This is a genomic window from Desulfobacter sp. UBA2225, assembly GCF_002348205.1.
Lineage (GTDB): Bacteria > Desulfobacterota > Desulfobacteria > Desulfobacterales > Desulfobacteraceae > Desulfobacter > Desulfobacter postgatei.
Map to the genome: position 1 here is coordinate 1 of NZ_DDYV01000016.1, position 12,972 is coordinate 12,972.

Below are 12,972 nucleotides of genomic sequence, written 5' to 3' on the forward strand. Positions count from 1 at the left end.
CGACCTTAGAAGGATATCTGTTTCCAGATACCTATTTTTTCTCCAAGGAAACAGATATCCTTCTAAGGTCGTGCCCGGTATTTCAAATTGATTGATCCATTCAAGCTCATTGCACAAAGCTAAAAATTGCTGTCTGGAACATAAACCGGCTTCCTGGGCGAGCAAGGCAATTTCTTCCATGTTCAGTCCTTCTGGAACGGTGAATCGGTATAGTTTGTGTTTACCCGAGATCAGAAGGCTTAAGATGGCTTCTGGATTCATACCGGTGTTCATCTCATATTCCCCTGCTTTTATCTGGGTTGTTGCCTTTTTTATCCGGGCATAAAGTTTAAACGCAATGAGGTTTGAGATTAAATCCTGGTCTTTAAGGTTTTGGGCTATGGTAGATAAGTGCTGGCCAGCAGATACCGTAAAGGCGACTGGTTGGTAAGGAGTGATGCCCACAGGCGTTTTAATAAAAGAAACCATCCAAAGCATTAAACTGCCGGTTGTTACAGTAATGCACAGAAAGATCATAGCCAAAATAAGGGCCGGCTTTTTTATTGCTTTATATGGTTTGTCCGGTTTTTTGTCAGGGGGTTGTTCCTGTTCCGGAGGGAAGAATATTTCTTGGGAATTATTCAAATCAGTGATTTATAAGTGTTGAAATGAAAACGGGTCTGCCGGTAAATCGGTCAGACCCGTATGTTTTAATTATTTCCTTGTAGCTTACTTATTTCGCAATAGGAAACTCGGTATCAGGATTGTAGCAGATCCGACAGCAGTTCAGACAGCGATCAGCCTCGGCAAGCGCCTGCTCTTCGGGCAGAACCAGATCAACTTCAATCATTGAATCCAGCCTTTGGCTAACCGGGATTTCCGGCATTTTTGCCCGTTTGCTGGGAGTTATGCCATCAACTTTTTTGAAAATAGATTCAGGGATTCTTTTTCCCAGTAAGGAATTCTCGACTGGTTCAACCGGTTTTCCTTTCAGGAACAGGTCGATGGCGCGGGCGGCACGCCTTCCGCCGCCAATGGCAGTAACAACAAGGGAAGGTCCGGTTGCCGAATCACCCCCGGTGAAAATATATGGGATTGAAGTTTGCAGGGTTTCAGGATTGTTGTCAATGGTATTCCAGCGGGTCAATTCCAGATCTTTTATTTTCGGAGTTGGGTCAGTATCCTTAAAAGAGGGATCCGGTGCCTGACTGATGGCAGAGATGACCATATCAACGTCCAGTACCGTTTCAGATCCTTCAACCGGTACTGGACGTCTTCTACCGGATTTGTCCGGTTCACCCAGTTCCATCTTCAGGTATTCAAGGCCTTTAACCTTGCCGTTTTCATCTCCAATGACCCGTGTGGGGGCTGCAAGGAATACAAAATCAATGCCTTCCTCTTCGGCTGCATGAATTTCCACTGCATTGGCAGGCATTTCCTTCCGGGTTCTTCTGTAAACAATGTACACTTTTTCAAGCCCCAGCCGCTTCAGTGTTCTGACGCAGTCAATGGCGCTGTTCCCACCACCGACGATAGCAGCGGTTTTTCCTATCTTCATTTCCTGACCGCTGGAAAATCTCGAAAGCCATTCAATTCCCTTATAACATCCGTCAAGCTCTTCCCCTTCAATGCCAAGGGCATAATCCTTCCAGGCACCAATTCCCATGAATATGGCGTTGTATCCGGAGGCTACCAAAGAGCTTAGTCCAAAGTCTACTCCGAATTTAACTTGGGTAAAGGCCTTGATTCCTAAATCGAGAATTCCCTGTATTTCCCAATCCAGAACCTTTTTAGGAAGTCTGTACTCTGGGATGCCGTATCTGATAATACCGCCAAGTTTTGGCATAGCGTCAAAGATATCGACCTGATGACCGAGGCGCCTTAAAAAATATGCACAGGAAAGTCCGGCAGGTCCGCCGCCAATTACAGCGACCTTTTTACCGGTATCAGGGGCACAAGTAATGGGAATCCGGGAACCGGAATTCATTTCATAGTCAGCCACAAAGCGTTTGAGCTGGTTAATGGAAACCGGTTCATCCTCAATACCCCTTCTGCACATATCTTCACAGGGATGAGGACATACCCTTCCGCAGGAAAGGAGAAGGGGGTTTCTCATGCGTATGGTCTGAACCGCATCGGCATATTTTCCGGCTTTTATTTCACTGATATATTTCGGAATATTGATTTCAGCAGGGCAGGTCTGGGAACAGGGTGCCAGAGCACCTTGCTCCTGGTTGAATTCCATTAGTTTTTCGCTCAGGGTCTTGACTTGAATAATATCTTTGGGGCAGGCCTTCTGGCAGGCACCGCAACCAACGCATTTTGCGTCATCAACCACGGGATAACCATCCGGTCCCATGTAAAGCGCACCAAACTGACAGGCCTTTATACAGTCTCCAAGACCGATGCAGCCAACCGTACAAACTCTGTGTCCGCCAAATATGGCAGCCATGGCTTTGCATGATGAAACACCCATATAGTGGTATTTATCAGCGGCCCGATTGCCGCCCTCACACATATTGTAAGACAGGGGCGCTTCAGCAGCACCTGGAGCAACGCCCATGATCAGGGAAACCGCTTCAACGCCTTCCTTTGAATTGACAATACAAACGGTCGGGGGTTCTTTACCAGATACGATTGCTGCTGCAGCTGCAGAACAGCCCGCATACCCGCAACCGCCACAGTTGGCACCTGCAAGATTGTTTTCTACCTGTGCGATTCTGGGATCTTCATACACATAAAAGATTTTTGAAGAAAGACTGAGCACGATGCCGCATGTTGCGCCAATGCCCAGCATTAGCAGTATAGCTGGAATCATACAATCACCTTATATTATTTTTTGTGTTAAACTAAACCATGCCCCTGAAAACGGTAAAGATCAATGCGATCAGACCCGCAGTCACAAGACCGATTGAGGTATCCTGTAAAGCTTTAGGCACCCGGGCAAGGATGATTCTTTCCCTGACGCCTGCGAACAGAACCAGGGCAAGACCAAAACCTACGGCATAGGCAAAGGAGGATACCAGAGCCTCAATAAAGGTGTACTCTTCCTTGATGTTAATCAGACACACACCCATAACCGCGCAGTTGGTTGTGATCAGTGGAAGAAAGATACCCAGGCCTGCATACAGTCCAGGGATACTCTTTTTTAAGAACATTTCCACGAATTGAACCAAGGAGGCTATGACCAGAATAAAAGAGAGTGTGCGCAGAAATTCAACATTCAGTGCTTTAAGCAGGTACATGTCTAAAATCCAGGTTATCATGCCTGCCATGACTAGAACAAATACAACAGCCATTCCCATGCCCATGGCCGTCTCCATTTTCTTGGAGGTGCCTAGAAAAGGGCAGTTACCTAAGAATTGGGCAAGGAGAATATTGTTGATGAAAATACAGCTAATTGCTAGAATAAATAAATCACCCATGTTATAAATCTCCTTACCTTATTTTTGCCCGATGAGGTTCATCAGGCAGAGCATCAGGCCCAGGCCGATAAATGCACCCGGAGCTTCAACCATGAATTGAAAGGGAATATAGCCATGACCTATTGTAAAGATGGGAGAACCACCCCATATTGTCAGCGTGCCGGCTCCAATGAGCTCACGTACAGCCCCGAGTGCTGCCAGGGACATAGTAAAACCAATACCCATGCCCAAGCCGTCAGCCGCAGACGGAATGACTGTGTTTTTACCGGCAAAGGCTTCTGCCCGGCCCAGTACAATACAGTTTACAACAATCAAGGGGATGAAAATACCGAGTTTCAGGAACAGTTCATAGGTATACGCCTGCATCATAAATTCCACAATGGTAACAAAGGTGGCGATGATAACGATATAGCAGGCAATTCTGACCTTCGAGGGGATTATATTCCTAAGCATGGAGACTAAAATATTTGAGAAGACCAGAACAAAGGTGGTGGCTATACCCATGCCGATTCCATTTTCTACGGTCTTGGTTACGGCAAGGGTGGGGCAAAGCCCAAGAACCAGCCGGAACGGGGGAATTTCCGCCCACAGACCTTTTGTAAATTCTTTTACCAGGGATTGTGCCATAATTATCTCTCCTGAGTGCCCTTAGTTAGCGATATGTTTAACGATTTCAGGTTTCAGTTTTTTATACAGCTCTTGGGCTGCAATTGCAGCCTGGCTGACAGCAGCTGACGTGACCGTTGCACCGGACATGGCGTCAATGTCTCCGCCGCCTTTCTTAAGGCCGAATTTGGCGGACATGGACTTGCTGGCAAACTGGGAAACAAAGGACAGATCCTCTTTGGCCCTGGAACCAATGCCGGGCGTTTCCGAGTGGGTTGTTACCCGAACCGCAATGATTTCATCGGTGTCAAGGTTGATGCCTACCATCAGTCCGACAGGACCGCCGAAGCCGGTGCCCTTGGCTTCAAATGCTACGGCTTTCTGTCCGCTGCCAAGAACGCCCGGGAATACCTGGAGTGTGGTTTCATCGGCAGTTACGTCGAAGCGTTCCTGGATGGGATCATTGGTGATATCCGTGAAAATTTCTTTGATGGCCGGTGCTTTCTGAAATTTCAAAACCTGCTCTTCGATCTGGGGCCTGGTTGTCTGTTCAACGGCTGCCAGAAGGCCGCCGGATACTGCCGTGAGAACGGTCAGTACCACAATCATACTTAGCATCTCACGCATTGGGCACCCCCTTTCCAAGGGCTTTGGGTTTTATTACATCAATCAGCGGATTGATAAGGTTTATCAACAGGATGGACAGGATCGTGCCGTCCGGATAAATACCTATATTGCGGACTAGAATGATCATGAACCCACCTAAAAATCCGTAAATCAGCATGGGAATGAGATGAACCGGGGAGGATGAATTTTCAACAGCCAGGAAGAAGGCGCCTATAAGGGTATATCCTGCAAACAAGTGAAATATCGGCGGGGCATATGTATCCGGATGAAGCAGATAGAAAATCGTTGCGGTAATCAGAATGCCTGCGATGAACGAAACAACAATTTCCCATCTGGCATAACCCCTTAACATCAGATAAATTCCGCCGATAATGATGCCAAGTCCGAAAGTGGAGCCAATACCGCCAACTTCCTTGCCCATAAGCAGATCGTAGTTGGAGAATGAGGCCAGAGCGGATGTGCCCTGGGATTTCAGCGCGGCCAGAGGTGCAAGGGCGGTGAAATCAAACTGATATGATACATAAGCTGTGTCGAAGTCTAAGAGGGCGGGCCAAGACATCATGAGAATGGCAATACCCACCAGCGTCGGATGGAAAGGATTGCCGCCGGTACCGCCGAATGCATATTTACCTAAGACGACCGCAACAAATGTCCCGGTGATTATAACCCACCACGGCATTGTGGCTGGAACCATCATGCCCAATAGCAGGCCGATGACCGCAGATTCCATATTGCCTATGGCAATTTTTTGCTTGGATATGACTGACATGATCACTTCCCAGAGCATGGCTGATGAAGTGGCAAGTGTCAACACCCCAAGGGCCGGCGCACCAAAATTGAGAACACCGAAAAGTGCGGCCGGTAAAAGAGCGATAATAAAATTCAGATTCTGTTGAAACAGGCTGTCTCCGGTATGCCAGAACGGGGCATGGGAAACGATCAATTTAGTGTTTGTCATTGGCTTTCTCCCATCTTCAAGCATTTTCACGAAGGGTCAACAGTTCATGTTTGCCCAGGCGGATATACTGATATAAAGGAATTCTGGCCCTGCATACATAGCCGCAAAGCCCGCACTCTATACAGGATTCCAGATCAAACCTGTCTGCAGCCTCTTCATAAAGGTTTGCTTCAAGATACCGTACCAGCAGGTTCACGGGTACATTGGCCGGGCAGATGCGGACACACTCGCCGCAATTGACACAGGCATTGTCCGAAAGTTCGGGGATAACATCTCTGTCCTGTACAATGATGGTATCCATATCCGGAACCACGGGATGATGAACCGTATACGTGGCAAAGCCGCGCATAGGTCCTCCGATGATGATCCGGTCCCGTTCATTGATCTGAACATTAAAACAGGAAAATATTTTACTGATGGGTGTGCCTATGGTTGCCTTGACCCGGTATTTTTTTCCGCCTTTATCGATCAGGGTGACGATTTTGTCAAACACAGGGTTCCCGGTTTCGTAAGTCCGGGCAAGGGAAACCAGAGCTTCTGGGCTGACAAAACAGACACCTGCATCTTCAGGGATCGCACCTGGTGAAAGTTCTTTGCCCAAATGATCTTTCATCACCATGGCGGGCAGAGTGGACGGGTATGTATCTGATGTTCTGAGTACATTAAAACCAGCAAGGTCCATCTGCGCTGAAAGATTTTCAGGTACTGTAATGCAGATCCGGTCGGCCTGGGTCATCGCTTTCAGAATCTTGGCTCCGGCGACCATCAGTCCCGCATATGCCGTGCAGACGAATTGACAGGTGTCACACAATATATCTGTGTCTGCACCTGTCACAACAATGGTCCGGATAGCATAGTTTGGGTTCGTCAGAGTTGAAACAGGCAATGCTCCGGGAATCTGTCCAAGATAATCGGCGACAAACTCAAGAGTTTCTTCCAGATTTGTCTGGGCCCATTGATCATCGGCTTTGACTGCTGGATCCGGCTTGATCAATATATAGGTTGCCTTGTTGCCGAAGTCATCGGAGTAGGAATCAAATCCCTTGATCGTACCTGCAACAGGAGACAGTACATAAGGTGTACTATCTTCGTAAAGCTTTAATTTCTGCCCTTTTTTGACAGCGTCTCCCGGGCCGATCAAAGCCTTTTTTGCGCTGTCGATTTCTTCGGACAAAAGAAGGGTAAGACTGCCAGGTACTGCAAGTTCCTCGGCGGATTGCAGGGACGTATCAAGCATATCATACGTCAACCTGGGTTTGGATAGAGCGAAAAAAGATCGTTTAATCATAATTAGTCCTTAAGTGTTGTAAAAATCTTAAGCCAAGCCTAATTTTGTTCAGGTGAATATCCGTCGTTGATATTCGTCATCCTGAAAAAAATTATTGTGCGTGACATGCATTACATTCTACCGGACCCGCACCATAATCTTCATGGCACCCCTTGCACTGGGCGTGGAATGCGTCAGCCCTGGACGGCATGCTTTCATCACCTGTTTCCCCATGGCACTCACTGCAGTTGTAGGTCTCGTCATCTTCAATGTTGTGGTGGCAGTCCAGACAATCTAAAGAATAGTTATCTGTGTGCATGAGGTGTGTGAATAAAACTTTGCCGGCTTTGTTCTGAAACATCAGTCTGACTGGATTTTTCGGAACAGGAGGGCAAAAGGACGCGTAACAGACAATCCCTGTGACCAAAAGAACGATCATGATCCATACAGCTATTTTCAGGTCTCGTTGTGATGTCATAACTTTTCTCTCAATTTTTTAGGGGTTAGAGTTTAACGACGAACCCACAACTGGAAGGGTATATAGTATATTGATTTTAGATTTACAAGGAAAAAGTGGCGGAAATTTATTTATTACAAAAGGTGTATTTTTTAGGAGCGGATCGGATTTTTCTTTCTAACCAGGAACGGTTTATATTTGTCTTTTTTTGACATGCCTGCTTGCTTTTTTCTGATGATGAGAAAAGCGACTGCAAACAGTAAAAAACCAAACCCCATGGATAGTACAGAACTACTCATTTCCAAGACAGGGGCAAGGGCATCCCCGATAAGTGCGCCAATGATGAGCAGGATGATTGGGAATACATAAAGAAAGAAACTTAAAAAAAGCATGGGGGCTGAATGAATGCCCACAATCACCTGATCTCCTTCTTCCACGCCAAGGGTGTTTGGAAGGATAATGGTCATTTCTTCGGAAGGGTGATGGCTGACGCCGCAGGAGTCTTTTGACGAACAGCTTTCGCAGGCTGCTGAACGGGTGGTTTTAATCCAGGCTGTTTCGGGTGTGGCGTGGGTGACAATGCCGTCTTCGGTAATCATGATCTACTCTTATGTAATTAGGGTTAGTGGTTACAAATTAAAGCGGTTAGGGAACTCAGGTCGTGTTGTGTTCATGTCTGCCAGGCTCGCTGCTTTATTATTATCGCTGCTTTATTATTGTAATAAGGTCAGCCAAAAATATCAATCCGGTTGCCCTGTGGGCCCTGAATCGGTTGGGCCTGATACGTTTGCTGAGAAAACAGCTGTTCCTGGTTTTGTTTAGCCGGGTCTGCTGTATTTTCAGCCTGCAGTGCTAACGCTTGTTGTGTGATGTTGACCTGAAAGGCTTCCTGATTTGTCTGGGTGCTTTCCGTATTTGTTTTAACATCTGGTGTTTCCTTAATATTGTTCTGGACAGCAGTCGTGTCTGCCGTTAGTGCATTGGTTGTGTAGGCGTTCATTCCCTGAATACTTTTAATATCCATTGGCGTCCTTCCTTTGCTTTATTTTTTTGCCTCAAGTTAACAATAATCTTAGGGGCAGAGGATGTCAAATTTTTTTATTGAAATTGCTTGACAAAGAAATTTGGTTGGTATATAAAGCACAAGTCTTGATTGAGAGACGCTGCTCCCCAGTAGCTCAGTTGGCAGAGCGAGTGGCTGTTAACCACTAAGTCCGCGGTTCAAGTCCGTGCTGGGGAGCCAAAATAAAATCCACGAACCCTGCAGGGTTCGTGAGTTAACAATAGACACAGGTGAAGCAGGAGACGCTATGCGCCCTGTTTCTATGATTTATCGGAGGGTTGCCGTTATTTGGATACCGATGACGATTCTTCTATTCGAAAGCGAGAATCTGCCGCGCAGTTGGAACCGTGGGGGGTGCAGTCGCTTACCGCTACCGCAATTATTCCTTCCGAATTATCCAATTCTCCATTTTCTCCATTTTTCGAACAGCTTGGTTGCATCCGAGCTGCCAGAATACCCACCTCATAAAATACGGCAAAGTTGAGCATGGCGCGGACTGGCCATGGGTTGATTTCCTGAACGAAATCGGAGCCCCCCAGACCCGGCTTGCCTCTTCCCGAACATCCTTTAGAAAAGGCCGTCATGCTGTATTTTGAACTCCTCATAGTCGTGTTCCTTACCGTGACCAATGGATTGCTCGCCATGTCCGAGCTTGCCGTCGTTTCATCGCGAAGAAGCCGCCTCGAGCATTTGGCCAATCAGGGCAGCCGCGGTGCGCGCGCCGCTCTTCGCCTCATTGACGATCCAAGCCGGTTTCTGTCGACGGTTCAGATCGGCATTACGCTGGTCGGCGTCATCGCCGGGGCATTCAGCGGTGCGACGTTGGGCCAGCGACTCGGAATCTGGCTCAACACATTCCCGTCGTTCTCATCTTATGGCCATTCCATAGGCATGGGCATCACGGTTGTCGGCATAACCTATTTATCGTTGATCATCGGGGAACTCGTTCCGAAGCGGATCGCGTTGACTCAACCCGAACGGGTCGCCTCCCTGGTGGCCGGACCGATGCGTGGCCTTTCCTTGGTTGCGGCTCCGGCCGTATGGGTGCTGCACATCTCAACCGAGAGGGTATTGCGCCTTTTGGGTCTGACCGGTACCCGTGAGACAACCGTCACCGAGGACGAGGTCAAGTCGCTGATCGCCGAGGGGACGCAAGCGGGCATTTTTGTCCCCCAGGAGCAGGATATGATCGAAGGCGTTCTCCGCCTGGCGGATCGTTCCGTACGGCTAATCATGACACCGCGCACCCGGATCGTTTGGGTGAATGTGAAATCCGACCGGAACATGATTATCGATATGGTGCGGTCGCATCGTTTTTCGCGCCTGCTGGTTTGCGACGGAACGGTGGACCACCCCGTCGGTTTTATCCATACCAAGAACCTTCTGCCTGAAGCCCTTAGCTGTGAAGAGGTCACTTTATCCGAGTTGGTCACTCCGATATTGTACGTTCCGGACCGCACAACGGTCCTTAACCTTCTGAATCGATTCAAGAAGGAAAAAGTTCACTTAGCTGTTGTGGTGAATGAGTATGGAACAACGGAAGGCCTGGTGACGCTAACCGACGTGATCGAGGCCATCGCCGGCGACCTTCCGGAACGAGGAGAAGATGATGGACCCCAGATTGTGCAAAGGGACGACGGATCGTGGCTGGTTAACGGGACGGTTCCCACCGACGAAGTCGAAACCTTAACCGGCATCTATATGGGAGAGAAAGTGGAGATGCTGGCGGGTTTCGTGCTGGACCATTTGGGACGCATACCCAAAGCCGGTGCAAGCTTCAACCATGGCAGCGCACGCTTCGAGGTCGTCGATATGGACGGCAACCGCATCGACAAGTTGCTTATCGCAGTCGACCCCAAAAGTGATAGAGAAAGTACTGAGGCAGTAGATTGATCAATAACAATAATAGCAGGAGGGTTTAGATGAAACGTGTGGTTCTTTTCTTGTTGACCAACATTGCGGTGATGCTGGTGCTGTCGATCAGTGCCCGTATTCTGGGTATCGATCGCTTTTTGACCAGCAATGGACTGAACATGGGCATGCTGCTGGCTTTTGCCGCCCTGATAGGCTTCGGCGGGTCCTTTATTTCGCTGATGATGTCCAAAACCATGGCGAAATGGAGCACCGGCGCTCAAGTCATCCAGCGGCCGGGCAATCAGGATGAGGCCTGGCTCGTTGACACCGTGGGACGGTTGGCAGGCAAAGCCGGATTGCAGATGCCCGAGGTCGCCGTCTACGAAGGCGCTCCCAATGCCTTTGCCACCGGGCCCAGCAAGTCCAATTCGTTGGTGGCCGTCTCGACCGGACTGCTGCAAAGCATGAATCGAAAAGAGGTGGAAGCCGTGTTGGCCCACGAGGTCGCCCACATCGAAAACGGCGACATGGTAACCCTGACGTTGATCCAAGGGGTGGTCAACACCTTCGTGATCTTCCTGTCGCGTGTCGCTGGCTATGCCGTGGACAGTTTTCTGCGCAAGAATGACGAAGAATCGAGCGGCCCGGGCATTGGCTATTGGATCAGCAGCATAATATTCGAAATCCTGTTCGGCGTCCTGGCCAGCATCGTGGTCATGTACTTTTCACGCCAGCGCGAATACCGGGCGGACGCCGGCGCTTCCGCGCTGATGGGCGACCGACGCCCGATGATCGACGCCCTGCGAGCGCTGGGTAATCTTCAAGCCGGCCAGTTGCCCAAGGAAATGGCCGCCAGCGGGATTGCAGGCGGCGGCATGATGGCGCTGTTCAGCAGTCACCCGCCACTGGAATCGCGGATTGCGGCGCTGCAATCGGCAAATTGAGACTTTCCGCCGCCCAGGCTCCTGTTGATTAGAAAGGAGTTACATGGATACACAGCGCAACACGACAGAAATGACACCGGCTGAGAGTGTCGAGTATGTGAGCAAAATCCTTTCGGGGGACGTGGTGACTTTGCGGGAGATATTCAATCTCATCGGCTCCGAGGGAATGATGGTTTTCTGCATATTCCTTACGCTGCCTTTCATGGTCCCTGTATCCATACCAGGGGTCAGCACCGTGTTCGGACTGGTCATTGGACTCGTTGGTGTCGGGATCATAACCCATCGTCCCCCCTGGCTGCCGGATCGACTTTTACGCAAGAAATTTCCAGCCGACAGGGTGCGGTTGGCGTTGGAGAAGGGTGCCGTTTGGATTCACCGATTGGGACGAATCAGTCGACCTTCGATTCCCGTTCTGTCTGACCCACGGGATCGGAATGGCGAGGGTCAACGGGCTGATGCTGATCGCAGGCGCGCTGTTTCTTATGGCTCCCTTCGGTTTGATCCCGTTCTCCAATACGCTGCCGGGGTTGGCAATCCTCTTCCTGGCTATCGGAGTGCTCCAGCGGGCCGGCCGGTTCGTCCTCCTTGGATACATGACTCTTGTTTTGACGGTACTCTATTTTGCCTTTCTCCTGCTGGGAGGGATCGCCGTTCTACAGGGTATTATTGAATGGTTCCCTATCGAATAGGAGTCTGCTGTGAGTCATGCCTTGCTCAGTCCGCTGGTTTTTGTCGCTGCGAAGTCCCATGATCTTGAGTCGGATTGGAGATTGGCTGAAGAGCCAATGGTCGTTAAGTACCAAGATAGAAATAATTCCCGGTTTAATGGTTTGTTTGAAATTGATAACATTCCTTAATAATAGCATTTTATTGAAAAAAACACTGAGAGGTGAATACGGTTTTATTTTCATTCACCTACTTAGTAACATGAGGTAGGAGGAACCATGAGTAAAAAGGTAGAAAAACCGGTCAATTGGCATCAGATCCATCCAACCGAGGTCTTAGAGAAACTGCAATCATCCGATATGGGCCTTGTTTCCGAAGAGGCTCGTCGACGCTTTGAGCACTATGGTCCCAACGAACTGATCGAGAAGAAACGCAAATCCTTGTGGATGATGTTTTTTGATCAGTTTAAGGATTTCATGATCCTAGTGCTGATCGCCGCCGCCGTCGTGGCCGGCGTGATCGGCGACCCTGTGGATACCATCGCCATCGCCGTGATTGTGCTGCTGAACGCCGTGCTTGGGTTCGTTCAGGAATACCGAGCCGAAAAAGCCATGGCCGCTCTGAAAAAGCTGGCAGCACCTTCGGCGACCGTCATTCGGGACGGACGCCCTGAATCGATTACTGCGGGACGACTTGTGCCCGGAGACCTGGTGATCCTGGAGGCCGGCAACGTGGTGCCGGGCGATATCCGGCTGATTGAATCGGTTCAGCTTCGAATCGATGAAGCGGCTTTGACAGGCGAGTCCGCGCCGGTGGAAAAAGATACCGCGGCGCTCGGGGAAACAGACCTGTCCATCGGCGACCGGAAAAACATGGCCTATAAAGGCACCCTGGTCACCTACGGCCGGGGGCGGGGCGTGGTAGCGGCCACCGGGATGAGGACGGAACTGGGACGGATCGCCGCCTTGCTCCAAGACCAACACGAAGGACGGACGCCGCTTCAGAAGCGGATGGCCTCTTTCGGGCAGAAGCTTGCTTACGCAGTCCTGGCCATCTGTGCCATCGTTTTTGTGGCCGGTCTCCTTCGGGGAGAGCCTCCGTTGTTGATGCTGCTCACGGCCATCTC

Annotated in this window: 16 protein-coding genes, 1 tRNA gene and 1 pseudogene; 7 read left to right on the forward strand and 11 right to left on the reverse strand. The window is 49.6% G+C overall.

The window, feature by feature from the left end; translation table 11 throughout:
* The 10 genes from B3D59_RS00640 to B3D59_RS00685 all read right to left on the reverse strand — a co-directional run.
* Positions 1-477, reverse strand: a 477-nt coding sequence (locus B3D59_RS00640) for an endolytic transglycosylase MltG (RefSeq protein ID WP_286817151.1), incomplete at its 3' end; no start/stop codon positions are given.
* 235 nt (positions 478-712) lie between these two features.
* Positions 713-2,797, reverse strand: a complete 2,085-nt coding sequence (locus B3D59_RS00645; protein WP_286817152.1) for an FAD-dependent oxidoreductase — start codon at positions 2,795-2,797, stop codon at positions 713-715.
* Between the two features lie 31 nt (positions 2,798-2,828).
* A complete protein-coding gene (locus B3D59_RS00650; protein ID WP_004073279.1) occupies positions 2,829-3,404 on the reverse strand; it encodes an electron transport complex protein RnfA in 576 nt (191 codons plus the stop codon).
* Positions 3,405-3,422: 18 nt separating this feature from the next.
* Positions 3,423-4,031: an electron transport complex subunit RsxE gene (gene rsxE, locus B3D59_RS00655; RefSeq protein ID WP_286817153.1), complete on the reverse strand. Its 609-nt coding sequence runs from the start codon at positions 4,029-4,031 to the stop codon at positions 3,423-3,425.
* 21 nt (positions 4,032-4,052) lie between these two features.
* A complete protein-coding gene (rnfG, locus tag B3D59_RS00660) occupies positions 4,053-4,637 on the reverse strand; it encodes an RnfABCDGE type electron transport complex subunit G (protein WP_286817154.1) in 585 nt (194 codons plus the stop codon).
* Positions 4,630-5,595, reverse strand: coding sequence for an RnfABCDGE type electron transport complex subunit D (locus B3D59_RS00665; RefSeq protein ID WP_286817155.1), 966 nt, complete (start codon positions 5,593-5,595; stop codon positions 4,630-4,632). Before B3D59_RS00665 ends, rnfG begins: the two co-directional genes overlap by 8 nt.
* Before the next feature lie 16 nt (positions 5,596-5,611).
* Positions 5,612-6,883, reverse strand: a complete 1,272-nt coding sequence (locus B3D59_RS00670; RefSeq protein WP_286817156.1) for a 4Fe-4S dicluster domain-containing protein — start codon at positions 6,881-6,883, stop codon at positions 5,612-5,614.
* Positions 6,884-6,974: 91 nt separating this feature from the next.
* Complete coding sequence (locus B3D59_RS00675; RefSeq protein WP_004073284.1) at positions 6,975-7,340, reverse strand: cytochrome c3 family protein; 366 nt, start codon at positions 7,338-7,340, stop codon at positions 6,975-6,977.
* Between the two features lie 131 nt (positions 7,341-7,471).
* The gene (locus B3D59_RS00680) at positions 7,472-7,918 is read right to left on the reverse strand and encodes a SoxR reducing system RseC family protein (RefSeq protein ID WP_286817157.1); all 447 of its coding nucleotides are present in this window, start codon (positions 7,916-7,918) and stop codon (positions 7,472-7,474) included.
* 128 nt (positions 7,919-8,046) lie between these two features.
* On the reverse strand, positions 8,047-8,343 hold the full coding sequence (locus tag B3D59_RS00685; protein ID WP_286817158.1) for a hypothetical protein: 297 nt from the start codon (positions 8,341-8,343) through the stop codon (positions 8,047-8,049).
* A 143-nt stretch (positions 8,344-8,486) separates the two neighbouring features.
* Between B3D59_RS00685 and B3D59_RS00690 the strand changes: the two genes are divergently transcribed.
* Positions 8,487-8,562: transfer RNA gene (locus B3D59_RS00690), tRNA-Asn, on the forward strand.
* Positions 8,563-8,666: 104 nt separating this feature from the next.
* Here B3D59_RS00690 and B3D59_RS00695 read toward each other — a convergent pair.
* Positions 8,667-8,966 (reverse strand): hypothetical protein, encoded by a 300-nt coding sequence (locus B3D59_RS00695; protein ID WP_286817159.1) that lies wholly within the window; start codon positions 8,964-8,966, stop codon positions 8,667-8,669.
* Here B3D59_RS00695 and B3D59_RS00700 point away from each other — a divergent pair.
* From B3D59_RS00700 to B3D59_RS00725, 6 genes and pseudogenes are all read left to right on the forward strand, one after another.
* Positions 8,965-10,275, forward strand: coding sequence for a hemolysin family protein (locus tag B3D59_RS00700; RefSeq protein WP_286817160.1), 1,311 nt, complete (start codon positions 8,965-8,967; stop codon positions 10,273-10,275). The genes B3D59_RS00695 and B3D59_RS00700 overlap by 2 nt on opposite strands.
* A 29-nt stretch (positions 10,276-10,304) precedes the next feature.
* Positions 10,305-11,180 carry a protease HtpX gene (gene htpX, locus B3D59_RS00705; protein ID WP_286817161.1) on the forward strand — a complete coding sequence of 292 codons (876 nt, stop codon included), beginning with the start codon at positions 10,305-10,307 and terminating at the stop codon, positions 11,178-11,180.
* A 169-nt stretch (positions 11,181-11,349) separates the two neighbouring features.
* Positions 11,350-11,520 (forward strand): annotated as a pseudogene (locus B3D59_RS18375) (exopolysaccharide biosynthesis protein); the annotation flags it as partial.
* Between the two features lie 19 nt (positions 11,521-11,539).
* Positions 11,540-11,869: an exopolysaccharide biosynthesis protein gene (locus tag B3D59_RS00715; protein ID WP_286817163.1), complete on the forward strand. Its 330-nt coding sequence runs from the start codon at positions 11,540-11,542 to the stop codon at positions 11,867-11,869.
* Positions 11,870-11,878: 9 nt separating this feature from the next.
* Positions 11,879-12,037, forward strand: a complete 159-nt coding sequence (locus B3D59_RS00720) for a hypothetical protein (RefSeq protein WP_286817164.1) — start codon at positions 11,879-11,881, stop codon at positions 12,035-12,037.
* 87 nt (positions 12,038-12,124) lie between these two features.
* On the forward strand, positions 12,125-12,972 hold an 848-nt coding region (locus tag B3D59_RS00725; RefSeq protein WP_286817165.1), incomplete at its 3' end, for an HAD-IC family P-type ATPase.